The sequence below is a fragment of the Paragemmobacter straminiformis genome, assembly GCF_014243445.1.
Classification (GTDB): Bacteria; Pseudomonadota; Alphaproteobacteria; order Rhodobacterales; family Rhodobacteraceae; genus Paragemmobacter; species Paragemmobacter straminiformis.
The window spans coordinates 869,145-895,936 of the sequence record NZ_JACLQD010000002.1 but is presented as its reverse complement, the minus strand read 5'-3'; the positions used below and the strand labels follow the sequence as shown (position 1 = coordinate 895,936).

Here is a 26,792-nt window from a genome sequence, read left to right as displayed (position 1 = left end):
GCGTGTATCACCGCAGGGAAGAACGCCACTTGCCGGGAGAGACGGAATGCGTCGGGTAGTTGTAACGGGTCTGGGTATGGTCACGCCGCTGGCATGCGGGGTCGAGGAAACCTGGAGCCGCCTGATCGCGGGTCAGTCGGGGGCGGGGCCGATCACCCGTTTCGACGCCAGCAATGTGGTCACGCAATATGCCTGCGAGATCCCCTATGGCGACGGCAGCGACGGCACGTTCAATCCGGATGACTGGATGGAGCCGAAGGATCGCCGCAAGGTGGACGATTTCATCCTTTATGGCATGGCCGCCGCCGTGCAGGCCGTGCGCGATGCCGGTTGGGAGCCGCAGGACAAAGAGGGCCGGTTGCGCACCGGTGTGATGATCGGCTCGGGGATCGGGGGGTTGACCTCGATCGCCGAGACGGCGGTCCTGATCAAGGAAAAAGGGCCCAAGCGCGTGTCGCCCTTCTTCATTCCCGGCGCGTTGATCAACCTGATCTCGGGGCAGGTGTCGATCCGCTTCGGCTTCAAGGGGCCGAACCATGCGGTGGTGACGGCCTGTTCGACGGGGGCCCATGCCATCGGGGATGCGGCGCGGCTGATCCAGTGGGGCGATGCGGATGTGATGATCGCAGGCGGGGCGGAAAGCCCGATCAGCGAGATCGGTATCGCCGGTTTCAACGCCTGCAAGGCGCTGTCGACCAAGCGCGGCGACGATCCTGCCAAGGCGAGCCGCCCCTATGATTCGGACCGGGACGGTTTCGTCATGGGCGAGGGCGCGGGCGTGGTGGTGCTGGAAGAATACGAGCATGCCAAGGCGCGCGGTGCCAAGATCTATGCCGAGGTGCTGGGTTATGGTCTGTCGGGCGATGCCTATCACATCACCGCACCCAGCGAGGATGGCGACGGCGGCTATCGCAGCATGGCGGCGGCGCTGAAGCGTGCGGGGCTGGAACCTTCGGACGTGGATTACATCAACGCGCATGGCACGAGTACGATGGCCGATACCATCGAACTGGGCGCTGTCGAGCGGTTGATGGGCGATGCGGCGGACAAGGCCACCATGTCCTCGACCAAGTCGAGCATCGGGCATCTTCTCGGGGCGGCGGGGGCGGTCGAGGCGATCTTCTGCATTCTCGCGCTGCGCGATCAGGTCGCCCCGCCGACGATCAACCTTGACAACCCTGCCGTGACGCCGAGGCTTGACCTTGCGCCGAACAAGGCGGTGAAGCGCAAGATCGATGTGGCGCTGTCGAATTCCTTCGGCTTCGGGGGAACGAACGCATCCTTGGTGCTGGGGCGGGTAACGGGCTGATGTGGAAATCCATCGCCTCGAACGCGTTGACGCTGTTCATCGTGGCTTTGGTCGCGGCGGCGGGGCTGCTGGCCTGGGGGCGCGAGCAATTCACCGGACCGGGGCCATTGACCGAAGCGATCTGTTTCCGCGTCGAGAAGGGGGATTCCCTTTCGGTCGTCAGCCGTGCGCTGGAAGAGCGCGGGGCGGTCAGCGATGCGCGGATTTTCCGGATCGGGGCCGAGTATTCGGACAAGGCGGCGCGGCTGAAATTCGGCTCGTATCTTGTCGGTGCGGGCGCGTCGATGGCGACGGTGCTGGATGATCTGACGGCGGGCGGGCAATCGACCTGCGGGCGCGAGGTGAATTTCCGCATCGGTGTCGCCAGCGCCGAGGTGGTGCTGCGCGAGTTGGACGCGGCGACCAACCGCTATGTCGAAGTGGTCAAGTTCGATCCTGCTGCCGAGGCTGCGCCGGGTGCCTATGTCGATGTGGCCGAGGCGGATGATATCCGCTGGCGCGTGACCTTGGCCGAAGGGGTGACGAGCTGGCAGGTGGTCGACGCGCTGAAGCGGGCCGATTTCCTGAGCGGCGAGATCGCGGCCGTGCCGCCCGAAGGAAGCCTGTCGCCCGACAGCTACGAGGTGGAGCGCGGGGCGGATCGCGCCGAGCTGCTGGCCGAGATGGCGGCGCGCCAGACCGCGACGATGGCCGAGTTGTGGGCCACGCGGGCCGAGGGGCTGCCCTATGACACGCCGGAGCAGGCGATGGTCATGGCCTCGATCGTCGAGAAGGAAACGGGGATCGCGGAAGAGCGCAAGCGCGTGGCCTCGGTCTTTATCAACCGGATCGAGCAGGGGATGCGTTTGCAGACGGACCCCACGGTGATTTACGGCATCACCAAAGGCGAGGGCGTGTTGGGGCGCGGGTTGCGGCAAAGCGAACTGCGGCGCGAGACGCCCTATAACACCTATGTCATCGACGGGCTGCCGCCGACGCCGATCGCCAATCCGGGACGGCTGTCGATAGAGGCGGCGCTGAACCCCGACAAGACCGATTTCCTGTACTTTGTTGCGGATGGATCGGGCGGGCATGTCTTTGCCAAGACCCTTGCCGAGCATAATGAAAACGTCGCCAAATGGCGCGAGATCGAGGCCAAGGCAGGGACCGCCGAAGCCGGTGGAGTGCAGGACTGATTGAGAAACGGTTAAGGCTGCGTTCGGTAAGCCGTTGATCCGGATGGATTTTTGGATTGACTCGGCGCACGGTCCGATGTAGAGATTGTGACATGCTGATAGAGGTGGGCAAGCGGCCAGGGGAAACCCGGGGCCGCTTTTCCATTTGCACCGCAACGGGGCGGGGGGCGGGCAGGATCGGAACATATGGGACGTGGCGCGGAAGATGACGCGCCAGAGGCGCTGGACGCGCTGGCGAAACGCCTGTTCGACGGGGTGGCCGAACGCTTGGCCGATGCCATCGAGCAGCTCGAGACAGGGCGACCGGCCGAGGTGCGGGCGGCGCAGCGGGCGATCCACGATCTGCGGATGGCCCTTTGGGTGTTGGTTGACGAGAGGGCGCGTGTTGACAGGCTTCGCAGCAAGATCGCCGGAGCAGCCGGTGGCGGTGGGGGGCGGGACCTCAACCTCGACGCCGCAAGGGTTGAGATCGGGCGCAGGTTGGCTGGCCTTAGAGCCGCAAGCGACGGTGGATGAATTCCTGTCGGGGCTAAGCGCGTCGGCCCTGTTGGCGCTGCCCTGGATATTCGAGTTCTGGGCGCTGCCGCACCAGCTGCCGCCCGGGGGACAGTGGCGGACATGGGTGATCATGGGCGGCCGCGGCGCGGGCAAGACGCGGGCGGGTGCCGAATGGGTGCGCGCACAGGTCGAAGGCGCGGGGCCGAGGGATGCGGGGCGGGCAAGACGCGTGGCGCTGATCGGCGAGACGGTGGATCAGGTGCGGGAGGTGATGGTGTTCGGCGAAAGCGGGATCATCGCCTGCGCGCCGCCCGACCGGAAGCCGGAGTGGGAAGCCGGACGCAAGCGGCTGGTCTGGCCCAATGGCGCGGTGGCGCAGGTGATGTCGGCGCATGATCCCGAAGGCTTGCGGGGGCCGCAGTTCGATGCCGCCTGGGCCGATGAGCTGGCGAAGTGGCCAAAGGCGCGCGAGACATGGGACATGCTGCAATTCGCGTTGCGTCTGGGACCGAACCCGCAGGCGGTGGTCACGACGACACCGCGCAATGTCGGGGTGTTGAAGGCGATCTTGAAAAACCCGTCGACGGTGATGACCCATGCGCCGACCGAGGCCAACCGCGCCCATCTGGCGGCGAGCTTTCTGGCCGAGGTGCAGGCGCGCTATGGCGGCACGCGGCAGGGGGTCGAGGAGTTGCAGGGGCTGCTGGTCGAGGATGCCGAAGGGGCGCTTTGGACCTGGCCGATGATCGAGGGTTGTCGGGTTGATGAGGCGCGCGGGCTGACGCGGATCGTCGTGGCGGTGGACCCTCCGGCATCTGCTGGCGCGGGGTCGGATGAATGCGGGATCTTGGTTGTCGGCGCGAGGATGGAGGGGCCACCGCAAGAGTGGCGGGCTGTCGTGCTTGAGGATGCGTCGGTGCAGGGCAAGGGGGCCGCGGATTGGGCGGCGCGGGCGGTGGATGCGTTCCGCCGCCACGGGGCCGACCGGATCGTGGCCGAGGTGAACATGGGCGGGGACATGGTGCAGGCCGTGATCCGGCAGGTGGACCCTCTGGTGCCGTTCCGCGCTGTCAGGGCGACACGGGGCAAGGTGCTGCGGGCCGAGCCCGTGGCGGCTTTGTATGAACAGGGGCGGGTCGCGCATCTGGCCGGGCTTGCCGCGCTGGAGGAGCAGATGGTGCAGATGACGGTGGGCGGATACCTTGGCAAAGGGTCGCCCGACCGTGTGGATGCGCTGGTCTGGGCGCTGACCGATCTGATGATCGACGGGGCGGCAAGTTGGCGGCGGCCGCAGGTGCGGGCGCTTTGAATTTCGGAAAAACGGCGGCGCTTTGCCCGTGGTCCTTGGCCACGGGGGGCGGAGCCTTGCGGTGGGAAAGGGGAAGCGATGGTCTGGAAATTCTTGCGCAAGGCGGAGGCGCCCGAGGTGAAGGCCAGTGCGACGGGCCGCGTGGTGGCCTTTGGCGGGTCGGGGCGCGTGCGCTGGTCTGCGCGGGATGTGGGAAGCCTGTCGCGCATCGGCTTCATGGGCAATCCCGTGGGGTTCCGCGCGGTGAAGCTGATCGCAGAGGCGGCGGCGGCGCTGCCATTGGTCGTGCAGGATCAGGCACGGCGCTACGAGGTGCATCCGGTGGCCGATCTGATCCGCCGCCCCAACGCGGGGCAGGGGCGGGCGGAGTTGTTCGAGGCGGTTTACGGGCATCTTTTGCTGTCGGGGAACGCCTACCTCGAGGCCGTTGCGGGCGCGGGTGCGCTGCCTGCCGAGTTGCATGTGCTGCGGTCGGACCGGATGGCGGTGGTGCCGGGGGCGGATGGCTGGCCGGTGGCCTATGACTATACGGTGGGGGCGAAGTCGCATCGCTTCGATATGACGGGGGATGTGCCGCCGATCTGCCATATCCGCGCGTTCCATCCGCAAGATGACCATTACGGCTTTTCGCCCATGCAGGCGGCGGCGGTGGCGCTGGATGTGCATTCCTCGGCCTCCGCCTGGTCGAAGGCGCTGCTCGACAATGCGGCGCGGCCTTCGGGGGCGATCGTCTATCGCGGGGCTGACGGGCAATCGGCGCTGACGGCGGACCAGTATGACCGGCTGGTGAGCGAGATGGAGAGCCACCATCAGGGCGCGCGCAACGCGGGCCGGCCGATGTTGCTGGAGGGGGGGCTGGACTGGAAGCCGATGGGGTTCTCTCCGTCCGACATGGAGTTCCAGAAGACCAAGGAGGCGGCGGCGCGCGAGATCGCCACGGCCTTTGGCGTGCCGCCGATGCTGCTGGGGATACCGGGGGATGCGACCTATGCCAACTATGCCGAGGCCAACCGGGCGTTCTACCGGCTGACGGTGCTGCCGCTGGCGGCGCGGGTGACGGCTTCGGTGTCGCACTGGCTGTCATGCTTTACCGGCGAGGCGGTGGAGGTGCGGCCCGATCTGGATCAGGTGCCGGCGCTGGCGGTGGAGCGGGACGCGGCCTGGGCGCGGGTTGCGGCGGCGGATTTCCTGACATCGGCGGAAAAGCGGCTGGCGCTGGGCTTGCCGCCACTTGAGGCGGGTGCATGACGCGGCGCGTCCCTCCGTTGGGCGGGTCGCGGTTTCTGTTCGACAGCTTCGACGCGGCAGCGGCGCGGATCGAGGCCAACGAGCGGGTTTCGGAAGAACGCTGGAACGGGCTGGAATACCGGCTTGGCCAGATCGAGGCGACGCTGGAGCGTTTGGAAAAGCGTGTCTGGCTGGGGGTTTACGGCGTGGCGGGGTTTTTGTTGGCGCAAGGGGTCGAAGCCTTGCTGCAAGCGGGGTTGAAGTGATGGACGGGTTGGAGCGCAAGTTCCACCGCCCCGAGGCGGGGCTGGTGGTGGATGGGGCGCGCATCGAGGGTTATGCCTCGGTCTTCGGGCTGCGTGACCAGGGGGGCGACGTGGTGCTGCCCGGTGCCTATGGCGGGTCGCTGGCGCGGATTGCGCGCGAAGGGCGCCGGGTGCGGATGCTGTGGCAGCATGACCCCGCGCAGCCCATCGGCATCTGGGACGAGGTGGCCGAGGATGCGGTCGGCCTTCTGGTCAAGGGACGCATCCTGACCGAATTGGCGCAAGGGCGCGAGGCGGCGGCGCTGCTGGCGGCGGGGGCGATCGACGGGCTGTCGATCGGATACCGGACGCTGCGGGCCGAGCGCGATGGCAAGGGGCGGCGGCTGCTTGCGGAACTGGATCTGTGGGAGGTGTCGCTGGTGACCTTTCCCATGCTGCCCGAGGCGCGGGTTTCGGCCAAGGCGAACGAGGCGATGAGCGAGATGGCGGCTGCGTTCAGACGCGCGCAGGCCGTGCTGGCAGCGCGGTAGGCGCGCATTTTTCAAGTGAGGTGAGCAATGGGGAAGATCATGGACCGGTCCGCGGGCGAGGGCGCGCGCGGGGCGGACGGGGCTGCCGAAGTGAAATCGGCTTTGGACGGTTTCTTGAGCGAATTCAGTGTGTTTCAGGGAGATATGAAGATGGCGCTGCAACAGCAGGAAGAACGGGTCGGCAAGCTGGACCGCAAGATGACCGGCTATGGCCGCCCCGCGCTGGCGGGGGGCGAGCAGGCCGCGCCGCACCAGAAGGCGTTTGATGCCTATCTGCGTTCGGGCGACGACGATGGTCTGCGCGGGCTGGTGCTGGAAGGCAAGGCGATGGGCACTGCGGTCGCGGCGGATGGCGGCTATCTTGTCGATCCGCAGACGGCCGACACGATCCGGTCGATGCTGGTCTCGACCTCGTCCATCCGTGCCATTGCGCAGGTGGTGCAGGTCGAGGCCGCGTCCTTCGACGTGCTGATCGACCGCTCGGAGGTGGGTTCGGGCTGGGCGACCGAGGCTGTGGCGGTGGGCGAGACGGCAACGCCGACGCTGGAGCGCATCTCGATCGCGCTGCACGAGTTGTCGGCCATGCCCAAGGCGAGCCAGCGCTTGCTGGACGACAGCGCCTTTGACGTGGAGGGATGGCTTGCGGGCAAGATCGCGACGCGGTTCCTGCGCGCGGAATCGGCGGCCTTCGTCGGCGGTGACGGGGTGGACAAGCCCAAAGGGTTCCTCACCGCGACGAAGGTGGCGAATGCGAGCTGGGCCTGGGGCAGCCTTGGCTACGTGGCGACCGGGGCGGCTGCGGACTTCGCGGCGACCAATCCGGCGGATTGCATCATCAACCTCGTCTATGCGCTGGGGGCGGATTACCGCGCCAACGCGTCGTTCGTGATGAATTCGAAGACTGCGGGCGCCGTGCGCAAGATGAAGGACGCGGACGGGCGTTTCCTGTGGTCGGACGGGCTGGCGGCGGGAGAGCCCGCGCGCCTGATGGGCTATGGCGTGCTGATCTGCGAGGACATGCCCGACATCGCGGCGGGGGCCTTCGCCATCGCCTTCGGCGACTTCCGCGCGGGCTATACCATCGCGGAACGTCCGGACCTGCGGATCCTGCGGGATCCGTTCAGCGCCAAGCCCCATGTGCTGTTCTATGCCAGCAAGCGCGTGGGCGGGGACATCACCGACTATGCGGCGATCAAGCTGCTGAAGATCGCGGCCTCGTGACCTTTTGCCCGGTCCCTTCGGGGGCCGGGCGTTCTTTGATCGGGGCAAGGGAGGCAGGGATGCGGCTGGATGAATTGACTGCGGTGCCGGATGCGGTGCTGCCGGTCGCGGCGTTTCGCGACCATTTGCGGCTGGGGACGGGGTTCGGCACCGAAGGGTTGCAGGACGGGCTTTTGACCGCGCATCTGCGGGCGGCGGTTTCGGTGATCGAGGGGCGGATCGGCAAGGTGCTTGTCGCGCGGCGCTTCCGGCTGGTGCTGGAGGCCTGGCGCGGGGCTGAGGCGCAGGCGCTGCCGGTGGCCCCCGTGGCGGCGCTGGTCGAGGTGGCCCTGGTCGACGCGGCAGGCGCGCGGGTGGTGCTGCCCGCAGGCAGCTTCCGGCTGGTGGCGGATGCGCACAGGCCGAAACTTGCGGCGCGGTCGGGGGCTTTGCCTGCCGTGCCGGCCGGCGGGGCGGTCGAAGTGCAGTTCGAAGCGGGTTTCGGCGCGGATTGGGCGGCGGTGCCTGCCGATCTTGCGCATGCGGTGCTGCTGCTGGCGGCAGAGTTCTACGAGGCGCGGATCGACGACGGCACGCGCGGGTCCGGCCTGCCCGTGACCGTGCAGGCCCTGATCGAGCGGTGGCGCAACGTGCGCGTCCTTGGCGGAGGGCAGGCATGAGCCGTGTGCATCTGGGGCGGCGGCTGGTGCTGGAAGCGCCGGAGCAGGTTTCTGACGGGGCGGGAGGCTTTGCCACGGTCTGGAACGTGCTTGGCACTGTCTGGGCCGAGGTGAAGGCAGGCGCCGGACGAGAGGCGGGGGGCGTCGAGACGGTGCTTTCGGCCACGGCTTACCGGATCACGCTGAGGGCCGTTCCTGTCGGAATGGCGGGGCGGCCCGAGGCGGGGCACCGGTTGCGCGACGCGAGCCGTGTGTTCCGGATCGACGCGGTGGCCGAGCGCGATGCACGCGGTGCCTATCTGACCTGCTTTGCGACCGAGGAGGTGTGGACATGAGCTATGCAAGTGCCGCCGCGTTGCAGGCGGCGGTGTTCCAGCGGCTGACGGGTTGGCCCGATCTGGCGGGGGTGGCGGTGCTGGATGCCATCCCCGCAGGGGGTGGGGCGGGAACCTTTGTCCTGCTGGGACCGGAGGAGGTGCGCGATGCCTCGGACCGGACGGGGGACGGGGCCGAGCATCGGCTGGTTGTCAGTGTGATCTCGGACGCTGCGGGGTTTCTTGCCGCCAAGACCGTGGCGGTCGCGGTGTCGGACGCCCTGAGCGGGGCCGCGCTGACGCTGGCGGTGGGTCGGCTGGTCGGGATGGAGTTTCAAAAGGCGATGGCGCGGCGGCTGGAGGACGGAGAGGTGCGGCGCATCGATCTGACCTTCCGGGCGCGGGTTGAAGTGTAAGGAGAACGGGAAATGGCGGTTCAGAATGGCAAGGACCTTTTGGTCAAGGTCGACCTGACGGGTAACGGGCAGTTCGAGACGGTGGCGGGGTTGCGCGCGACCCGCATCAGTTTCAACGCCGAGACGGTGGATGTGACGAGCCTTGAAAGCACGGGAGGCTGGCGCGAGTTGCTGGCCGGGGCGGGCGTCAAGACGGCCTCGATCAGCGGGTCGGGCGTGTTCCGCGATGCCAATACCGACGAGCGGGCGCGACAGATCTTCTTTGACGGAGAGGTGCCGCTGTTTCAGGTGGTGATCCCCGATTTCGGGGTGGTGGAGGGGGCGTTCCAGATCACGGCGCTGGAATATGCGGGCAGCCACAATGGCGAGGCGAGCTACGAATTGACGCTCGCCTCGGCGGGTGTGCTGACGTTTACGGCGCTTTGATGGGGAACCCTTGGGCCGGTGAGGTCGAGGTTCTGCTCGATGGCGAGGTGCGGGTTGCAAAGCTGACGCTGGGGGCGCTGGCCGAGCTGGAGGCGGCGCTGGGGGCCGAGACGCTGGTTGATCTGGTGCAGCGCTTCGAGGCGGGGCGGGTGTCGTCGCGCGATGTTCTGGCGCTGGTGGTGGCAGGACTGCGCGGGGGCGGCTGGCGCGGCACGGCGGCGGACCTGCTGAGCGCCGAGATCGGCGGCGGCGCGGTGGCGGCGGCGCGGATCGCGGCGGAATTGCTGGCGCGGGCCTTCGGACGGGCGGAATGAGCGGTTTCGACTGGCCAGCCTTGATGCGGGCGGGGCTGGAGGGGCTGCGTTTGCGGCCGGCCGAGTTCTGGGCGCTGACGCCTGCGGAATTGCGGATGATGCTGGGGGCGGAACAGGCGGTTCCGCCCCTGACGCGGGCGCGGCTGGAGGAACTGGCCGCCGCTTACCCTGACAGGAGGGGCGGGAATGGCTGAGATCGACACGCTGGCCGACCAGATCGCGGCGCTCGAGACGCGGATGGGGGCGGCGGCCGGTATGACGGCGGCCTTTGACGCGGAAGTCGCGCGGATGGGCGAGACGCTGGTTTTCACGGGGCGCGAGGTGAACACGCTTTCGGCGGGGCTTGCGGGCGGGCTGCGGCGGGCCTTTGACGGGGTGATGTTCGACGGGCTGCGGCTGTCGGATGCTCTCAGGCAGGTGGCGCAGAGCATGGTCACCTCGGTCTACGGGATCGCGATCAAGCCGGTGCAGAACGCGCTTGGATCGGCGCTTGCCGAGGGGGTGGCGGGGGCCTTGGGAGGGGCGCTTGGCTTTGCCAAGGGCGGAGCCTTTTCGCAAGGGCGGGTCATGCCCTTTGCCAAGGGAGGTGTCGTCGCGCAGCCCACGGGCTTTGCGATGCGCGGCGGGCGCGGGCTGATGGGCGAGGCCGGGCCCGAGGCGATCATGCCGCTGGCGAGGGGGCCTGACGGGCGCCTCGGTGTGCAGGCGGGCGGGGGCGGCCGGCCGGTGACCGTGGTGATGAACATCGCAACGCCGGATGTGCAGGGGTTCCAGCGCAGCCAGAGCCAGATTGCAGCGCAGGCAGCGCGGGCGCTGGCCCGTGGTCAGAGAAACAGGTGAGGGCGAGGCATGGCATTTCACGAGGTGCGGTTTCCGGCAAACCTGAGTTTCGGGTCGACCGGCGGACCGGAGCGGCGCACGCAGGTGGTGACGCTGGCAAACGGCTACGAGGAGCGCAACACGCCCTGGGCGCATTCGCGCAGGCGCTATGACGCGGGGCTTGGCCTGCGCTCGCTTGACGATGTCGAGGCGTTGATCGCCTTTTTCGAGGCGCGACGGGGACGGCTTTACGGGTTCCGCTGGAAGGATTGGGCGGATTATCGGTCATGCCCCCCGTCAAAGTCTGTCGGGCCGCTGGATCAGGTGATCGGCACGGGTGACGGGGTGACCACGGTCTTTCAGCTTGCCAAGACCTATGACCCGACGGGAGTGCCCTATCGGCGTCCGGTGGCGAAGCCTGTGTCCGGCTCGGTGGTCGTGGCCCTTGCGGGGGATGACAAGGTCGAGAGCGTCGAGTTCACGGTCGATTATCTGACGGGCGCGGTGACCTTTGCGATCCCCCCGGATCTGGGTGTTGCGGTGACGGCGGGGTTCGAGTTCGACGTGCCCGCGCGCTTTGACACGGATGCGATACAGGTTTCGGTCGCGTCCTTCCGCGCCGGGGATGTGCCGCAGGTGCCGGTGGTCGAGGTGCGGATATGACTGTGCTGGAGCATCTGGCGCAAGGGGTGACCACGACCTGTCTGTGCTGGGCGGTGCGGCGTCAGGACGGGGTAACGCTGGGTTTCACCGATCATGACCGCGATCTGGAGTTCGAGGGCCTGCGGTTTCGTGCGGGAACGGGTCTGACCGCACGGGCGCTTGAGCAAAGCACGGGCCTGTCGGTGGACAATACCGAAGCGGTGGGGGCGCTGTCCGATGCGGCAGTGACCGAGGCCGATCTTCGGGCGGGCCGCTATGACGGGGCCGAGGTGCGCTGCTGGCTGGTGAACTGGGTGACGCCGGAGGAGCGCATGCTGCGCTTTCGCGGCATATGGGCGAGGTGGCGCATGGCGCGGGCGGGTTCCGCACCGAATTGCGCGGCCTGACCGAGGCCCTGAACCGTCCGATGGGGCGGGTCATACAGGCGGGATGCGATGCCGCGCTGGGCGATGCGCGGTGCGGCTTTGATCTGACTTTGCCGGGGTATGGCGCGACCTTTGTGCTGCGCGGGTTGCGCGACGGAGGGGTTATGGAACTCGACGGCAGCGGAGGATTCGAGTCGGGCTGGTTCGAGCGGGGGGCCTGCCGCGTGCTGGACGGACCGGCGGCGGGGCTGAAGGGCTGGATCAAGTCGGACCGGAGTCTGGGGGCTGTGCGGGTGGTCGAGCTGTGGCACGAGTTCGGCGCGACGCCGCTTGTGGGGGATCGGGTCGTGCTGGATGCAGGCTGCGACAAGCGCGCCGTGACCTGTCGCGCCAAGTTCGACAATTTCGCGAATTTCCGGGGCTTTCCGGATGTGCCGAATGCCGATTGGCTGACCGCCAGCCCGCAGCGGAGTTTGCGCTGATGTCGGCGGTGGTGCAGGCCGCGCGGGGCTGGATCGGCACGCCCTATCTGCATCAGGCGAGCGTGAAGGGGGCGGGGGCTGATTGCCTTGGCCTGCTGCGCGGCGTCTGGCGCGAGGTTCTTGGGGCGGAACCCGAGGCGGTCCCCCGCTATTCGCCCGATTGGTCCGAGGCGACACGGCGCGAGGATCTGGCCGCGGCGGCGCAGCGGTGGCTGGAGCCGGTGACGGATTGGCACGCGGGGGCGGTGTTGCTGTTCCGGATGCGCGATACGGCGGTGGCAAAGCATCTGGGAATTCTGTCGGTCGCGGGTGAGGCGGCCTGGTTTGTCCATGCCTACAGCGGGCATGGGGTCGTCGAAAGCCCGTTGTCGCAGCCTTGGCGGCGGCGGGTCGTGGGGCTGTTCCGGTTTCCGGGGCACTAGTTTTCGGGAGGGCTGCGGAATGGCGACGCTTGTCTTGGCGGCGGCGGGGTCGGCCTTTGGGTCGGCGGTGGGCGGGTCTGTGCTTGGCTTGACGGGCGCAGTGATCGGGCGGGCGGTGGGGGCGACCATCGGCCGCGCCATCGACCAGCGTTTGCTCGGGGCGGGTGCCGAGCCTGTGCAGGTCGGGCGGATGGAACGCCTGCGGCTGATGGGGGCAGGCGAGGGGGCGGTGCTGCCCCTTGTCTGGGGGCGCGTGCGGATCGGGGGGCAGGTGATCTGGGCCTCGGGCTACACGGAGCGGCGGGTGAAGCAGGGCGGCACCGGCAAGGGCACACCGCAGCCCGAGACGGTCGAGTTCAGCTATTCGGTCAGTCTGGCGGTGGCGCTGGGTGAAGGTGTCATACGCCGGATCGGGCGGGTCTGGGCAGACGGGGTCGAGGTGGATACGGGCCGCTTGGGAATGCGCTTCTATCGCGGGACCGAGACGCAGATGCCTGATCCGGCGATCGCGGCTGCAAAGGGGGCCGATGCCGCGCCCGCCTATCGCGGCACGGCCTATGTGGTTTTCGAGGATTTGCCGCTGGGAGAGTTCGGCAACCGTGTGCCGCAGTTCTCGTTCGAGGTGTTCCGTCAGGCGCAGGGGCCGCTGGTTGAAAGCCTTCCGGCTTTTGCAGAAAGCCTGCGTGGCGTGGCGATGATTCCGGGGACGGGGGAATATGCGCTTGCCACGACTCCGGTGCGCTATGCCAAGGGGCTGGCTTCGGGCAAGACGGCGAATGTGCATACGCCTTCGGGGCGGACGGATTTTGCCCTGTCGCTGCGGCAATTGCGCGGCGAGGTGCCCTCGGTCCGGTCGGTGTCGCTGGTGGTGTCGTGGTTCGGGGGGGATTTGCGCTGCGGCGCATGCGATGTTCGGCCCAAGGTCGAACAGCGCGAGACCGACGGGAAGGGCATGCCGTGGCGGGCGGGCGGGATCGCGCGGGGTGCTGCGGCGCTGGTGCCGCGGGTGGGCGGCAAATCGATCTATGGCGGCACGCCGGCCGATGCCGCGGTGATCGAGGCGATCCGTGCCATTCGATCCGGTGGTCAGGAGGTGATGTTCTATCCCTTCCTTCTGATGGATCAGCTGGCGGGGAATGCCTTGCCCGACCCCTATGGCGGCGATGCGGGACAGCCCGCCCTGCCCTGGCGGGGGCGGATGACGCTTTCGGTTGCACCGGGCCGCGCCGGCAGTCCTGACCGCACAGCCGCAGCCGAGGCGGAGGTTGCGGCGTTCTTCGGGCAGGCAGGCGCATCACAATTCGCGGTCGAGGCGGGGGGTGTGATTTATACCGGTCCTGCGGGCGATTGGGGATTTCGCCGGTTTATCCTGCATTACGCGAAACTTTGCGTGCTGGCAGGTGGGGTCGACGCCTTTTGCATCGGCTCGGAAATGCGGGGGCTGACGGCCATTCGCGGCGCGGGTGACAGCTTTCCCGCCGTTGCGGCGCTGCGCAGTCTGGCCGCGGATGTGCGTGCGATCCTCGGGCCGGGCACCAAGATCAGCTATGCTGCGGACTGGTCGGAATATGCAGGGCTGTCCGCCGACGGAAACCGGTATTTCCAGCTTGATCCTCTGTGGTCCGATGCGAACATCGATTTCATCGGGATCGACAATTACATGCCGTTGTCGGACTGGCGCGAGGGCGAGGCGCAGGCGGATGCGGCTTATGGATCGGCCTATGATCTGGCCTATCTTGCAGCCAATGTCGCGGGTGGTGAAGGGTTCGACTGGTATTATGACAGCCCCGAAGGCGAGGCCGCGCAGCGGCGCCTGCCGATTTCGGACGATCAGGGCGAGCCGTGGGTCTGGCGTGTCAAGGACTTGCGCGGTTGGTGGTCCAATCCGCATCACGAGCGGATCGACGGCGTCCGCGCCGCGCTGCCGACGGGCTGGGTGCCGCAGTCAAAGCCGATTGTCTTTACCGAATACGGGTGCGGAGCGGTCGATCGGGGGACGAACCAGCCCAATCTGTTCATCGATCCGGCCTCGTCGGAATCGGCCGCGCCCCGTGCCAGTCGCGCGACGCGCGATGATCTGGCGCAGATGCAATACTATCGGGCGATGTCAGCCTATTGGGCCGATGCCGCGAACAACCCGCTTTCCGATATCTATGGCGCGCCGATGGTCGATATGGCGCATGCCCATGCCTGGGCTTGGGATGCGCGCCCTTTTCCGACCTTTCCGGGCAGGGGCGATCTGTGGGGCGACGGGGCGAATTATGCGCGGGGGCATTGGCTGAACGGCCGCGTCACGGCGCAGCCTCTTGCCTCGGTCGTGGCGGAAATCGTCGGACGGGCGGGGTTCGATGCGGTCGATCTGGCGGGGTTGCACGGTCTGGTGCGCGGCTATGCGCTGGGCGAGGCGGCTTCGGGACGGGCGGCTTTGCAACCGCTGATGCTGGCGGCGGGCTTTGATGCGATCGAGGCCGAAGGGGGGCTGTCGTTCAGAACCCGCGATGCAAGGGTGACGGCCTGGGTCGGGGCCGATGCGCTTGTCGCCGATGACGAGGGTGATTTCGAGATCACGCGCGGGCAGGGTGATGACCTGGCGGGACGTCTGCGTGTGGGCTATGTCGAGGCCGAAGCAGACTATGCCGCAAAGGTGGCCGAGGCGGCCTTGCCGGATGCGGCAGATGCAACCGCGCTGGACCAGGAGGCGCCGTTGGTGTTGCTGCCACCCGAGGCGACAGGCGTGGCCGAACGCTGGCTTGCCGAGGCGCAGGTGGCACGGGACGGGCTGCGCCTGCGCTTGCCGCCCTCGATGTCGCAGATCGGGGCCGGGGATGTGCTTGGCTTTGCGGGGCAGCGCTGGAGGATCGACCGGGTGCAGCAGGGCGACGACCTTGCGGTCGAGGCCGTGCGGGTGGAAGCCGGTGTCTATGTCCCGTCCCGGTCCGACGCGCAGGGGTCGGCGCTTGCATCGTTCACCCCTCCGGTCGAGGTCTATCCGCTTTTTCTGGACCTTCCGCTGATGAAGGGAAGCGAGGTGCCCCATGCGCCGCATGTCGCCGCGGTGGCCGACCCGTGGCCTGGACGGGTGGCAGTGTGGGTTGCTGATGGCGAGGATGATTTTGCCTTGAACACGGTTCTTGCCGCACCTTCGGTGATCGGGGTGACCGAAACGCCGTTGCTTGCCGCCCGCGCGGCATTGTGGGATCGCGGCGAACCCCTGCGCGTGCGCATCGAAGGCGGGGCGCTGGGCGCGGTGCCGGCCCTGTCGGTTCTGAACGGGGCCAATCTTGCGGCGATCGGCGACGGGAGTTCGGACCGCTGGGAGCTGTTCCAGTTCGCCGAGGCCGCATTGGTTTCTGCGGATACGTGGGAATTGTCGGTTCGTTTGCGCGGCCAATGCGGGACCGACGGTCTGATGCCCGAGGTCTGGCCGGTGGGCAGCCAGATCGTGCTGATCGACCGGAGCCTGAAGCAGATCGACCTGCCGCCCGAGGCGCGGGGGCTGGCGCGCACCTGGCGGATCGGCGCGGCGCTGCGGGGATATGACGATGCCGACGTGGTGGTGCGCTCTGACGCTTTCATCGGGGCCGGTCTGCGGCCCTATCCGGTGGCGCATCTGCGACTGCTCGCGCAAGGCAACGACCTTCTGGTCAATTGGGTGCGACGCACGCGGGTGGACGGGGACAGCTGGATTTCCTCGGAGGTGCCGCTGGGAGAGGAGCGCGAGGCCTATATGGTGCGGGTCTTTGCCGGTGGAAACCTGCTGCGGCAAGTGGAAGTGGCAGCCCCGCAATGGACCTATGGCGCCGCCATGCGGGCCGCAGACGGTGCCGGGGCGACGGTTTCGGTCGCGCAACTGTCGGCCCGCTTCGGCCCCGGCCCGTTTCGCAGCGTGGTGGCCGGCTGATGCGGCAGGTGCAAGTCGGGGATGTTCTGGCGCTGGCAGGGGCGATTTCGGGCCATCCCGATGCCATCGACGCCGCGTTGCGCCTCTGCGCCGAGGCGCATGCGGCCCATGCCTTCATGAAACGCCACCGGCGGCTGCACCCGCGCTGGGGCAACGGCAGCCTGATGTCGCGCGTCTATGCGGCACAGGGGAGAATGCTGTCGGATTGGTCCGAGACAGGGATTCTGGCCCTGACGGCGGCTTGCCTTGCGCTGACGCTTTGGCGGCGTCAACGCTTGGACTGTCCTAAGCGAAGGCTATATGGTAGAAGGAAGCTCTCGAACGCGGAGGCAGCACATGGCCGAGATCCAGCCCAAACTCAGCAGCATCGACCCGGTCTGGGCGCGTGTGTGCAACGAGGCGCATGAGGCGATCCGCATCGAGCCGCTGTTGGGCGGTTTGATCCATTCCTCGCTGTTGCACCATTCGTCGATGGAACGGGCGCTGGCCTACCGTTTCTCGCTGAAACTCGCGAGCGGCGAGATGAGTGAACAGATCCTGCGCGAGATCGCGGATGAAGCCTATGCCACCGATCCCGAACTTGGCGCATCGGCGCGGGCCGATCTTATGGCGGTCTATGACCGTGACCCTGCCTGCCACCGCTATTTGCAGCCGATCCTGTTCTTCAAAGGCTATCAGGCGGTGCAGGCCTATCGTGTCGGCCATTGGCTTTGGCAGCAGGGGCGCACGGACCTTGCCTATTTCGTGCAGATGCGGGTGTCCGAGGTGTTCGGCGTCGACATCCACCCTGCGGCGAAGATCGGCAAGGGTATCATGATCGACCACGCCCATTCCATCGTGATCGGGGAAACCGCGGTCGTGGGCGACAATGTCTCGATGCTGCATTCCGTGACTTTGGGCGGAACCGGAAAAGAGGATGGCGACCGCCACCCCAAGATCGGCAATGGTGTTCTGATCGGCGCCGGGGCCAAGGTGCTGGGCAATATCCACATCGGCCATTGCACCCGCATTGCGGCGGGGTCGGTGGTTCTTTCGGACGTGCCGCCGTGCAAGACGGTGGCGGGCGTGCCGGCCCGGATCGTGGGCGAGGCCGGTTGCGACCAGCCCTCGGTCAGCATGGACCACAGGTTCGCAGCCCAGGGTGAATGAAACCATAGCATGAAGAAGCCGCCGGAAGCCCTTGCTTCCGGCGGCTTTTCTGTTTTCTGCGATAGCTGTCAGGCCAGCATCGCCATCGGGTTTTCCAGATTGTCGACGATGGCCTGAAGGAAGGCCGCCCCCAGCGCCCCGTCGATCACGCGGTGATCGACCGACAGCGTCATGGACATGACCGTCGCCACGCCGATCGACCCGTCCTTCATCACGACAGGCTTCTTCACGCCCGCGCCGACCGCCAGAATAGAGCCGTGCGGCGGGTTGATGACCGCGTCGAAGTTGTCGATGCCCATCATGCCAAGGTTCGAGATGGCGAAGCTGCCGCCCTGATATTCATGCGGGGCGAGCTTCTTGGTCTTGGCGCGCCCTGCCAGATCCTTCATCTCGGCTGACAGGCTCGACAGCGATTTCAGGTGCGCGTCCTTCAGAACCGGCGTGAACAGCCCGCCGTCGATGGCGACCGCCACGGCGACATCCGAAGGCTTGATCCGCAGGATGCGGTCACCGGCCCAGACGGCATTGGCATTCGGCACGGCTTGCAACGCCAAGGCGCTGGCCTTGATGATGAAGTCGTTGACCGACAGCTTCACGCCGCGCCCTTCGAGCTGCTTGTTGAGCTGCTCGCGGAAGGCCATGAGGTTGTCGAGCCGGACATCCCGCCGCAGGTAGAAATGCGGGATGGTCTGCTTTGCCTCGGTCAGGCGGGCCGCGATGGTGCGGCGCATGCCGTCGAGCGCAACTTCCTCGTAAGCGCGGTCGGCATACATCTTCATGACCGTCTCGGCCGCCATGCCCGTGGGCATCGAGGCCGTTGCCGGGGCCGCCGCGACAGGGGCCGGCGCTGCCGCAGCCGGAGCGGCCTTGGCCGCGACGGGCTTGGCCCCTTCGACATCCGCTTTGACGATCCGGCCATGCGGGCCCGATCCCTGGACCTTGGTCAGGTCGAGGCCCTTGTCCGCCGCGATACGGCGGGCGAGGGGTGAGGCGAAGACGCGCGCCCCGCTCGCGGCGACGAGGGCCGCCCGGGCCGCAGACGGCGCAGCCGCCGCCGTGACCGGAGCCGCCGCTGCAACGGGTGCCGCCTTGGCGGGGGCAGGGGCGGCGTCAGCGGCTTCCCCTTCCTCGACCATGATGGCGATGGGCGCATTCACCTTCACGCCTGCCGTGCCTTCGGCGACCAGAAGCTTGCCGATGATCCCCTCATCGACGGCTTCGAACTCCATCGTCGCCTTGTCGGTTTCGATTTCGGCGAGGATCTGTCCGGATTTGACCGCATCCCCTTCCTTGACCAGCCACTTGGCCAGCGTGCCTTCCTCCATCGTCGGAGACAGCGCGGGCATCAGGATTTCGACTGCCATGATAGCCCCCTCAGCGGTAGCAAACGGATTTGACGGCGGCGACCACTTCGGCGGTCGTCGTCAGCGCGAGCTTTTCAAGGTTCGCGGCATAGGGCATCGGCACATCCTTGCCCGTGCAGTTCACCACCGGCGCGTCGAGATGGTCGAAGGCCTTCTGCATGATCGTGGCCGCGATGTGGTTGCCGATGGAGCCGACAGGGAAGCCCTCTTCCACCGTCACGCAGCGGTTGGTCTTCATCACCGAGGCCAGCACCGTGTCATAGTCGATGGGCCGCAGGGTCCGCAGGTTGATGACTTCGGCGCTGATGCCCTCTTTCGCCAGTTCCTCGGCGGCTTGCAGCGAATAGGTCAGGCCGATGCCGAAGGAAACGATGGTCACATCCGTCCCCGCCCGCAGGATCGACGCCTTGCCGAAGGGAATGGTGAAATCGCCCTCGGCGGGCACCTCGAACGACCGGCCGTAAAGGATCTCGTTTTCAAGGAAGATCACGGGGTTCGGATCGCGGATCGCCGATTTCAGCAGGCCTTTGGCATCTGCCGCCGAATAGGGCATGCAGACCTTGATCCCGGGAATGGCGGCATACCATGCGGCATAGTCCTGGCTGTGCTGAGCGCCCACGCGGGCGGCGGCACCGTTCGGGCCACGGAACACGATGGGCGAACCCATCTGCCCACCCGACATATACAGCGTCTTGGCGGCCGAGTTGATGATGTGGTCGATGGCCTGCATGGCGAAGTTGAAGGTCATGAACTCGACAATCGGGTTCAGACCACCCCAGCTTGCGCCAACGGCGATACCGGCAAAGCCGTGTTCGGTGATCGGCGTGTCAACCACGCGCTTGGGACCGAATTCGTCGAGCAGCCCTTGGCTGATCTTGTAGGCGCCCTGATATTCCCCGACCTCTTCCCCCATCAGGAAGACATTGGGGTTGGCGCGCATTTCCTCGGCCATCGCCTCGCGCAGGGCTTCCCGCACGGTCATGGTCTTGGTTGGAACACCTTCGGGCAGGTCGCTGTGCGGCCAGCCTGCGGCAGCCACGGGGGCGGGGGCAGGGGCGGCGGCAACGGCGGGGGCCGATGCTGCAACGGGGGCTGCGGCCACAGCGGCAGCGGCCACGGGGGCAGGGGCGGCGTCAGCCGATTCACCCTCTTCCACCAGAACGGCGATGGGGGTGTTGACCTTCACGCCCGCGGTGCCTTCGGCGACGAGCAGACGGCCCACCTTGCCTTCGTCGACGGCTTCGAACTCCATCGTCGCCTTGTCGGTCTCGATCTCGGCGATGATCTGGCCGGATTTGACCATATCGCCTTCCTTCACCAGCCATTTGGCCAGCGTGCCTTCCTCCATCGTCGGAGAAAGTGCGGGCATCAGAACTTCGGTTGCCATTCTCTTTCCCCCCTTATGCGTAGATGTCGGTCCAAAGCTCGTCCAACGAAGGCTCGGGGCTTTCCTTGGCGAACTCGGCGCTTTCGTTGACGACGGCCTTGATGTCGCGGTCGATGGCTTTCAGCTCTTCATCGCTGGCAAGCCCGCCCGTCAGCAGCAGGTCGCGCACATGTTCGATGGCGTCCTTTTCCGACCGCATCTTCTCGACCTCTTCACGGGTCCGGTATTTCGCGGGGTCCGACATGGAATGCCCACGATAGCGATAGGTCATCATCTCGAGGATATAGGGCCCCTGACCCGCGCGGCAGGCGGCGACCGCCTTTTCGCCCGCAGCCTTGACCGCCAGAACATCCATGCCATCGACGGCCTCGCCCTTGATGCCATAGGCGGCACCGCGTTCCCACAGCGACGGCGACTTGGTCGAACGCTTCACGCTCGTCCCCATCGCATACTGGTTGTTCTCGATCACGAAGACGACCGGCAGGTTCCAGAGTTCCGCCATGTTGTACGTCTCGTAGACCTGACCCTGGTTCGCGGCCCCGTCGCCGAAATAGGCGAAGGTCACGTTGTCATTGCCAAGGTATTTGTCGGCAAAGGCCAGCCCCGCCCCCAGCGGCACCTGCGCGCCGACGATGCCGTGGCCGCCGTAGAAGTGGCGCTCTTTCGAAAACATGTGCATCGAGCCGCCCTTCCCCTTGGAATAGCCGCCGATGCGCCCCGTCAGTTCCGCCATGACGCCCTTGGCATCCATCCCGCAGGCCAGCATGTGCCCGTGGTCGCGATAGCTGGTGATCCGCTTGTCACCCTCTTTCGTCGCGGCTTCCAGCCCCACGACGACCGCTTCCTGCCCGATGTAAAGGTGACAGAAGCCCCCGATCAGGCCCATGCCGTAAAGCTGGCCCGCCTTTTCCTCGAACCGGCGAATAAGAAGCATCTCGCGGTAATACTTCAGCAACTCCTCTTTCGAGACATTCGGTCTGTCCGGCGCTTTTTTCACGGCCATCTGGGTCTCCTCCCGTCGCAGACAAAAATAGTTCAACGTTAAACGACCCATACAATATCGGAGTTTATTGGGTCAAAACAAAAAACCGGCCCTTGGTCGGGGCCGGCGCATAGCTGCCATGCGGTTTTGGAAGGGCTAGCGGATCACGATCTCGTCGGCGCGGACATAGCCCAGCACCTCGCGCGCCTGTTCATCCAGCAGGTCAAGGTCAAGGTAATCGTCGGATAACCGCTTGGTCCGGTTCTGCATTTCCGACAATTCCGCTGCCAGTTTGTCGCGCTCGACCTTCAATCCCTCGGCCTCGGCCGAGATTTCCACCTGACGGAACACCCCGTAGTCGCCCTGCACGGCGGCAAAGGTGAAATAGCTGCCAAGTGTCAGCGCAATGAGGAAATACAACATTGCACCGATCGGTGTGCGCGCGGCTTGCGTGCTCATTCTGCCTGCCTGGTCCGTTCCTTGGCCCGCCTTCTGTGGACGGGTGAGATGAGTCTTCCACAACCGAATCAGGCTGTGAATCCCAAATCGAATCACTCGCAACGGCACATGCGCGGCTGAGTCTTTCGCGCCACAGGGTCAGAATGGCCGACCGCGTCCTTTACTGTCAAGCCGATGGGGCAGGGGGCCCACCACGGGTAGGCCCCCGGTCCGCCGTCAGGCCCGTCCCTTGTAGATGTCGACCAGTTTCGCAAGCATCGCCAAGGCCTCGTCCCGCGGGCGCTGGAAACTGTTGCGCCCGATGATCGACCCGTTGCCGCCGCCGTCGCGGATGGCGCGGGCGTCGTCATAGACCGAATCCTCGCCCTTCTTCGCGCCGCCCGAAAAGACGACGATCCGCCGCCCGCCAAAGGACGATTCCATGCAATGCCGGACCCGCGCCGCCTGCGTTGCGATGTCGATCTTCTGCGCCTCGTAGACCTTCTTGGCCTCGCCCAGCATCAGATGGTCGGTCGACAGCTTGATCTTGATGATATGCGCGCCCAGCAGCGCCGCGATCTGTGCGGCATAGGCGGCCACGTCGATTGCGGTTTCGCCATCCTTGGTCACCGCTTCGCCGCGCGGATAGGACCAGATCACCGTCGCAACGCCCTTGGCCGCCGCTTCCTGACGCATGGCCGAGATTTCCTCGTACATATCAAGCGCCATGTCCGAACCCGGATAGATGGTAAAGCCGATGGCCGCACAGCCAAGGCGCAGCGCATCCTCGACCGAGGCGGTGATCGCCTGGTTCTTGCCCGCCGTGTCCGACATCAGGCTGTTGGCGCTGTTCACCTTGAGGATCGTCGGGATCTGGCCCGCAAAGGTATCGGCCCCCGCTTCCAGCATACCAAGGGGGGCGGCATAGGCGTTCAGCCCCGCATCGATGGCAAGCTGGTAGTGGTAGTGCGGGTCATAGCCCGCCGGATTGGCGGCAAAGGTGCGTGCGGGACCATGCTCGAACCCCTGATCGACGGGCAGGATGATCATCTTGCCCGTGCCGCCCAGTTTGCCCTCCATCAGCATCCGGCACAGATTGGCCTTAACGCCGGGGGTCTCGCCCTCGTAATTGGCAAGGATCTTCTGGACGATCTTCGTCGCACGCATTGTCTCATCCCTCTTGTGCTGGAAACGCGGGGCACGCGGCCCTTTCCCATGGCCTTAATCCAAGCCGGAAGCCCTGCGCAAACCTGTTAGCGCAATCATCGCGCGAAAATCCGCGCCACAGCCGCGCGGCTGCGCGCCAAAGGCCGCAGAAGGGCCGCTTGCCAAGGAAAAGGGGGGGCCGAAGCCCCCCTTGCCGCTCAGCCCATCAGCGCCGCGACGCCGGGCAATTCCTTGCCCTCCATCCATTCGAGGAACGCGCCGCCCGCCGTCGAAATAAAGGTGAAGTCCGCCGCCGCCCCTGCCGCGTTCAGGGCCGAAACCGTGTCGCCCCCGCCCGCAACCGAGACGAGCTTGCCCGCGCGCGTCAGCCGTGCCGCCGCCTTCGCCGCCGCATTGGTCGCCGCGTCAAAGGGTTTGATCTCGAACGCGCCAAGCGGTCCGTTCCAGATCAGCGTCTTGGCACCGGCAAAAACCGCTTCGAGATTGGCAACGGTTTTCGGCCCCGCGTCCAGAATCATCGCATCGGCAGGGCATTTGCCTACGGGCAGCGTTTCCGATTCCGCCCCCGCCTTGAATTCGCGCGCCACGACGATATCGACGGGCAGGTGGATCGTGCAGCCCGCCGCCTTGGCCTTGCCCATGATCTCGCGCGCGGTGTCGGCCATGTCGCGCTCGGCCAGCGATTTGCCGACCTCGACCCCTTGCGCCACAAGGAAGGTGTTGGCCATGCCGCCACCGATCACCAGATGGTCCACCTTGGTCACAAGGTTGCCGAGCAGGTCGAGTTTCGTCGACACCTTCGCCCCGCCCACCACGGCGACCACGGGCCGAACGGGCGTGCCGAGTGCAGCCTCCAGCGCCTTCAGCTCGGCCTCCATCAAGCGTCCGGCGGCATTGGGCAAAAGCCCCGCCAGCGCCGCGGTCGAGGCATGGGCGCGGTGCGCCGCCGAAAAGGCATCGTTCACAAAGACATCGCCAAGTGACGCCATCTCTTGCGCAAGGGCGGGATCGTTCTTTTCCTCGCCCGCGTGGAAGCGCGTGTTCTCCAGAAGCACCACATCGGCCGCCCCCGCCGCCGCAATCGCCGCGCGTGCCGGTTCACCCACGCAATCCGCCCCGAACACCACCTTGCGGCCGGTTGCCTCGGCCAGCGCCGCCACGACATGCGACAGGCTCATTTCCGGCACGACCTTGCCCTTGGGGCGGTCGAAATGTGCCAGCAGAACCACCTTGCCGCCACGGGCGATGATATCCTCGACCGTCGGCACGATCTTTTCGATCCGGGTCGCATCGGTCACGCGGCCGGCTTCCATCGGCACGTTGATGTCCACCCGCACCAGAACGGACTTGCCCGCCAGTGCCACGTCGTCGAGTGTTTTCCATGCCATGATAGGTCTCCGCTGATGCCTTGCCCCTCTTTCCGCGCATCGGGGCCTTTCGTCAACTATGACGCAGGCATTTGCCCTTTCCATGACGGCCCCGCACCATTAGGTTCGCGCGCAGCAATTTCTGTGAAGGACCCGTCATGGCCGAGATCAAAGACCCCGAAAACACCATCATCCTGACCCTGAAAGACGGCGAAGTGGTGATCGAACTGCTTGCCGACATCGCCCCCAAGCATGCCGAGCGGATGAAGACCCTCGCCCGCGCCAAGGCCTATGACAACGTCGCCTTCCACCGCGTGATCGACGGTTTCATGGCCCAGACCGGCGATGTCGAAAACGGCAACATGGAAAACAACTTCAACCTGCGCCGCGCCGGCACGGGCGGATCCGACCTGCCCGACCTGCCCGCCGAATTCAGCCGCACCCCGCATGACCGCGGCACGCTGGGCGCCGCGCGTTCGCAGAACCCGAACTCGGCCAACAGCCAGTTCTTCATCAACTTCTCGAACAACCATTTCCTGAACGGCCAATACACCGTCTACGGCCGCGTGATTTCGGGCATGGAGCATGTCGACAAGATCACCCGCGGCGAACCCCCGCAGAACCCCGATCGCATGATCACCGTGCGGGTGGCTGCCGATGTCGCGTGACCGTTTCATTGCGGGCGGGCTTTTCGCGCTCGGCCTCGCGGCACTGGGCGGCTATGCCCTGTCGCAATCGGCGGCCGTGGCGCAGGATGCCACCGATGGCCCCGGCCCGAACCTTGTGATCGACGTGGCCGGCTCCACCACCGGCACGGTGGTTGTCGACCTCGCCTCGGATGTCGCCCCGCAGCACGTGGCCCAGATCGTCGGACTGGCGAAAGAAGGCGCCTATGATGGCGTGGTGTTCCACCGCGTCATCGACGGCTTCATGGCCCAGACCGGCGACGTCCAGTTCGGCAAGCACGGCAGCGATACCTCGATGGCGGGCACCGGCGGCTCTGAACGCCCCGATCTCGCGGCCGAATTTTCCTCGATGCCCTTCGACCGCGGTGTCGTCGGCATGGCGCGTTCGAACGATCCCGACTCGGCCAACAGCCAGTTCTTCATCATGTTCGCCGCCGCCCCGCATCTTGACGGGCAATACACGGTCGTCGGCCATGTGATTTCGGGCATGGACGTCGTCGACGCGATCAAGAAGGGCGACGAAGCCGCCAACGGCGCTGTCGTCGATCCCGACTACATGGCGAAAGTCACCGTCGCCGAGTGAAATGGAAACGGGGGGCGCAAGCCCCCCGATCCCTTGGTCTTGCAGACCGAACCCGTCAGCCGATCACGACCAGCGCATGACGCTTGCGCCCGGCGGTCAGCTTCAACGGCTCGACCAGTTCGCCCGCGCCATAGCGCAGCCCCGCGTCGAGAACCGTTTCGTCATTCACCTTGGCGCCGCCTTCGGCGATCAGACGCTTGGCATCCTTGCCCGAAGCGGCAAGCCCCGCCCGCACGAAAAGCTGCACGATGCCGACGCCGTCGGATACCTCGTCCACCGTCAGCGTCACCGTGGGCAGATCGTCACCGATACCGCCCTTTTCGAACACTTCCCGCGCCGTGGCTTCTGCGGCTGCCGCCGCTTCGGCCCCGTGCAGAAGCGTCGTCACGGCATTGGCCAGCACGATCTTGGCCGCGTTGATCTCGGACCCCGACAGCTTGCCCAGACGCTCGCATTCCTCAAGCGGCAATTCGGTGTAAAGCTTCAGGAAGCGGCCCACATCGGCATCGGTCGTGTTGCGCCAGAACTGCCAGAATTCATAGGGCGACAAGAGGTCGCCGTTCAGCCAGACGGCCCCGTTCTGGCTTTTGCCCATCTTCTTGCCGTCGCTCGTGGTCAACAGCGGCGAGGTCAGCCCGTAAACCTCATGCTCGATCACCCGCCGCGTCAGGTCGACCCCGTTGACGATGTTCCCCCACTGGTCCGACCCGCCCATCTGCACGAGGCAGCCGTAGCGGCGGTTCAGTTCGAGGAAGTCGTAGGCCTGAAGGATCATGTAGTTGAATTCGAGGAAGCTCAGCGACTGCTCGCGGTCCAGCCGCGACTTGACCGATTCAAACGACAGCATCCGGTTGACGCTGAAATGCCGTCCGATGTCGCGCAGGAAACCGATATAGTTCAGACTGTCGAGCCACTCGGCATTGTTGACCATGATCGCATCGGTCGGCCCGTCGCCAAAGGTGACATAGGGCGCAAAGGCCCGTTTGATGCCCGCGATGTTCTCGTCGATCTGCGCGTCGGTCAGAAGAGGGCGCTCGTCGGCGCGGAACGAGGGGTCGCCGATCTTGGTCGTGCCCCCGCCCATCAGCACGATGGGCTTGCCGCCGCATTTCTGCATCCAGCGCAGCATCATGATCTGGATCAGGCTGCCGACATGCAACGACTTCGCCGTTGCATCGAACCCGATATAGCCCGGAACCACGCCTTTCAGGAACGCTTCGTCCAGCGCCTGATAGTCGGTGCAATCGGCCAGATAGCCGCGCTCGATCATCGTCCGCATGAAGTCCGATTTGGCATGGTAGGTCATGTGTCACCCGTGCTTTAAACTGCGCCGTGGGGTATAACGGGCGCAGG

General features: G+C 66.3%; 29 protein-coding genes and 1 pseudogene. 23 read left to right on the top strand and 7 right to left on the bottom strand.

Features of this window, described 5'->3' with window-relative positions:
* Positions 1 to 46 precede the first annotated feature (46 nt).
* From fabF to cysE, 21 genes and pseudogenes are all read left to right on the top strand, one after another.
* Positions 47 to 1,309, top strand: a complete 1,263-nt coding sequence (gene fabF / locus H7F16_RS10130; protein WP_185797433.1) for a beta-ketoacyl-ACP synthase II — start codon at positions 47 to 49, stop codon at positions 1,307 to 1,309.
* The gene (gene mltG / locus H7F16_RS10125) at positions 1,309 to 2,484 is read left to right on the top strand and encodes an endolytic transglycosylase MltG (RefSeq protein WP_185797432.1); all 1,176 of its coding nucleotides are present in this window, start codon (positions 1,309 to 1,311) and stop codon (positions 2,482 to 2,484) included. Before fabF ends, mltG begins: the two co-directional genes overlap by 1 nt.
* 186 nt (positions 2,485 to 2,670) lie before the next feature.
* Positions 2,671 to 3,000, top strand: a complete 330-nt coding sequence (locus tag H7F16_RS19630) for a hypothetical protein (protein WP_241741351.1) — start codon at positions 2,671 to 2,673, stop codon at positions 2,998 to 3,000.
* Positions 2,993 to 4,291 carry a DNA-packaging protein gene (locus H7F16_RS10120; protein ID WP_338401989.1) on the top strand — a complete coding sequence of 433 codons (1,299 nt, stop codon included), beginning with the start codon at positions 2,993 to 2,995 and terminating at the stop codon, positions 4,289 to 4,291. The genes H7F16_RS19630 and H7F16_RS10120 overlap by 8 nt, the downstream gene beginning before the upstream one ends.
* Before the next feature lie 78 nt (positions 4,292 to 4,369).
* Positions 4,370 to 5,539 (top strand): phage portal protein, encoded by a 1,170-nt coding sequence (locus H7F16_RS10115; protein WP_185797430.1) that lies wholly within the window; start codon positions 4,370 to 4,372, stop codon positions 5,537 to 5,539.
* Positions 5,536 to 5,784, top strand: a complete 249-nt coding sequence (locus H7F16_RS10110) for a GTA head formation protein, RCAP_rcc01685 family (protein WP_185797429.1) — start codon at positions 5,536 to 5,538, stop codon at positions 5,782 to 5,784. The genes H7F16_RS10115 and H7F16_RS10110 overlap by 4 nt, the downstream gene beginning before the upstream one ends.
* A complete protein-coding gene (locus tag H7F16_RS10105) occupies positions 5,784 to 6,314 on the top strand; it encodes an HK97 family phage prohead protease (protein ID WP_185797428.1) in 531 nt (176 codons plus the stop codon). Before H7F16_RS10110 ends, H7F16_RS10105 begins: the two co-directional genes overlap by 1 nt.
* Before the next feature lie 39 nt (positions 6,315 to 6,353).
* Positions 6,354 to 7,535 (top strand): phage major capsid protein, encoded by a 1,182-nt coding sequence (locus H7F16_RS10100; protein WP_185797427.1) that lies wholly within the window; start codon positions 6,354 to 6,356, stop codon positions 7,533 to 7,535.
* A gap of 59 nt (positions 7,536 to 7,594) precedes the next feature.
* Positions 7,595 to 8,194, top strand: coding sequence for a head-tail connector protein (locus tag H7F16_RS10095; protein WP_185797426.1), 600 nt, complete (start codon positions 7,595 to 7,597; stop codon positions 8,192 to 8,194).
* Positions 8,191 to 8,529, top strand: coding sequence for a head-tail adaptor protein (locus H7F16_RS10090; RefSeq protein WP_185797425.1), 339 nt, complete (start codon positions 8,191 to 8,193; stop codon positions 8,527 to 8,529). The genes H7F16_RS10095 and H7F16_RS10090 overlap by 4 nt, the downstream gene beginning before the upstream one ends.
* Positions 8,526 to 8,924 (top strand): DUF3168 domain-containing protein, encoded by a 399-nt coding sequence (locus tag H7F16_RS10085; RefSeq protein ID WP_185797424.1) that lies wholly within the window; start codon positions 8,526 to 8,528, stop codon positions 8,922 to 8,924. The genes H7F16_RS10090 and H7F16_RS10085 overlap by 4 nt, the downstream gene beginning before the upstream one ends.
* A gap of 12 nt (positions 8,925 to 8,936) precedes the next feature.
* A complete protein-coding gene (locus H7F16_RS10080; RefSeq protein WP_185797423.1) occupies positions 8,937 to 9,350 on the top strand; it encodes a phage major tail protein, TP901-1 family in 414 nt (137 codons plus the stop codon).
* Entirely contained in the window at positions 9,350 to 9,664 is a 315-nt protein-coding gene (locus H7F16_RS10075; protein WP_185797422.1) for a gene transfer agent family protein, read from the top strand. The genes H7F16_RS10080 and H7F16_RS10075 overlap by 1 nt, the downstream gene beginning before the upstream one ends.
* Complete coding sequence (locus H7F16_RS10070; RefSeq protein ID WP_185797421.1) at positions 9,661 to 9,858, top strand: rcc01693 family protein; 198 nt, start codon at positions 9,661 to 9,663, stop codon at positions 9,856 to 9,858. The genes H7F16_RS10075 and H7F16_RS10070 overlap by 4 nt, the downstream gene beginning before the upstream one ends.
* Positions 9,851 to 10,504 carry a phage tail tape measure protein gene (locus tag H7F16_RS10065; protein ID WP_185797420.1) on the top strand — a complete coding sequence of 218 codons (654 nt, stop codon included), beginning with the start codon at positions 9,851 to 9,853 and terminating at the stop codon, positions 10,502 to 10,504. Before H7F16_RS10070 ends, H7F16_RS10065 begins: the two co-directional genes overlap by 8 nt.
* Positions 10,505 to 10,513: 9 nt before the next feature.
* On the top strand, positions 10,514 to 11,146 hold the full coding sequence (locus H7F16_RS10060; RefSeq protein WP_185797419.1) for a DUF2460 domain-containing protein: 633 nt from the start codon (positions 10,514 to 10,516) through the stop codon (positions 11,144 to 11,146).
* Positions 11,143 to 11,993, top strand: a pseudogene (locus H7F16_RS10055) (DUF2163 domain-containing protein). Before H7F16_RS10060 ends, H7F16_RS10055 begins: the two are co-directional and overlap by 4 nt.
* A complete protein-coding gene (locus tag H7F16_RS10050) occupies positions 11,993 to 12,415 on the top strand; it encodes an NlpC/P60 family protein (protein ID WP_185797569.1) in 423 nt (140 codons plus the stop codon). Before H7F16_RS10055 ends, H7F16_RS10050 begins: the two are co-directional and overlap by 1 nt.
* Positions 12,416 to 12,434: 19 nt before the next feature.
* The gene (locus H7F16_RS10045; RefSeq protein ID WP_185797418.1) at positions 12,435 to 16,316 is read left to right on the top strand and encodes a baseplate multidomain protein megatron; all 3,882 of its coding nucleotides are present in this window, start codon (positions 12,435 to 12,437) and stop codon (positions 16,314 to 16,316) included.
* On the top strand, positions 16,202 to 16,723 hold the full coding sequence (locus tag H7F16_RS20070) for a DUF7742 family protein (RefSeq protein ID WP_479682941.1): 522 nt from the start codon (positions 16,202 to 16,204) through the stop codon (positions 16,721 to 16,723). The genes H7F16_RS10045 and H7F16_RS20070 overlap by 115 nt, the downstream gene beginning before the upstream one ends.
* Positions 16,653 to 17,465, top strand: a complete 813-nt coding sequence (gene cysE / locus H7F16_RS10040) for a serine O-acetyltransferase (RefSeq protein WP_185797417.1) — start codon at positions 16,653 to 16,655, stop codon at positions 17,463 to 17,465. The genes H7F16_RS20070 and cysE overlap by 71 nt, the downstream gene beginning before the upstream one ends.
* A gap of 68 nt (positions 17,466 to 17,533) precedes the next feature.
* Here the strand turns inward: cysE and H7F16_RS10035 are convergent, their stop codons facing one another.
* The 6 genes from H7F16_RS10035 to H7F16_RS10010 form a co-directional block, all read right to left on the bottom strand.
* On the bottom strand, positions 17,534 to 18,829 hold the full coding sequence (locus H7F16_RS10035; protein WP_185797416.1) for a pyruvate dehydrogenase complex dihydrolipoamide acetyltransferase: 1,296 nt from the start codon (positions 18,827 to 18,829) through the stop codon (positions 17,534 to 17,536).
* Between the two features lie 10 nt (positions 18,830 to 18,839).
* Positions 18,840 to 20,216 carry a pyruvate dehydrogenase complex E1 component subunit beta gene (locus H7F16_RS10030; protein WP_185797415.1) on the bottom strand — a complete coding sequence of 459 codons (1,377 nt, stop codon included), beginning with the start codon at positions 20,214 to 20,216 and terminating at the stop codon, positions 18,840 to 18,842.
* 13 nt (positions 20,217 to 20,229) lie between these two features.
* Positions 20,230 to 21,219, bottom strand: a complete 990-nt coding sequence (gene pdhA / locus H7F16_RS10025; protein ID WP_185797414.1) for a pyruvate dehydrogenase (acetyl-transferring) E1 component subunit alpha — start codon at positions 21,217 to 21,219, stop codon at positions 20,230 to 20,232.
* 135 nt (positions 21,220 to 21,354) lie between these two features.
* Positions 21,355 to 21,621 carry an FtsB family cell division protein gene (locus H7F16_RS10020; RefSeq protein ID WP_422121115.1) on the bottom strand — a complete coding sequence of 89 codons (267 nt, stop codon included), beginning with the start codon at positions 21,619 to 21,621 and terminating at the stop codon, positions 21,355 to 21,357.
* Between the two features lie 252 nt (positions 21,622 to 21,873).
* A complete protein-coding gene (locus H7F16_RS10015; RefSeq protein WP_185797412.1) occupies positions 21,874 to 22,803 on the bottom strand; it encodes a class I fructose-bisphosphate aldolase in 930 nt (309 codons plus the stop codon).
* A 197-nt stretch (positions 22,804 to 23,000) separates the two neighbouring features.
* Positions 23,001 to 24,191 carry a phosphoglycerate kinase gene (locus tag H7F16_RS10010; protein ID WP_185797411.1) on the bottom strand — a complete coding sequence of 397 codons (1,191 nt, stop codon included), beginning with the start codon at positions 24,189 to 24,191 and terminating at the stop codon, positions 23,001 to 23,003.
* 137 nt (positions 24,192 to 24,328) lie between these two features.
* On the opposite strand from H7F16_RS10010, the gene H7F16_RS10005 reads away from it, so the two are divergent.
* Both H7F16_RS10005 and H7F16_RS10000 read left to right on the top strand, forming a co-directional pair.
* Entirely contained in the window at positions 24,329 to 24,838 is a 510-nt protein-coding gene (locus H7F16_RS10005) for a peptidylprolyl isomerase (RefSeq protein WP_185797410.1), read from the top strand.
* The gene (locus H7F16_RS10000) at positions 24,828 to 25,439 is read left to right on the top strand and encodes a peptidylprolyl isomerase (protein WP_185797409.1); all 612 of its coding nucleotides are present in this window, start codon (positions 24,828 to 24,830) and stop codon (positions 25,437 to 25,439) included. The genes H7F16_RS10005 and H7F16_RS10000 overlap by 11 nt, the downstream gene beginning before the upstream one ends.
* Before the next feature lie 55 nt (positions 25,440 to 25,494).
* Here the strand turns inward: H7F16_RS10000 and tyrS are convergent, their stop codons facing one another.
* On the bottom strand, positions 25,495 to 26,745 hold the full coding sequence (gene tyrS, locus H7F16_RS09995; protein ID WP_185797408.1) for a tyrosine--tRNA ligase: 1,251 nt from the start codon (positions 26,743 to 26,745) through the stop codon (positions 25,495 to 25,497).
* Between the last annotated feature and the right edge of the window lie 47 nt (positions 26,746 to 26,792).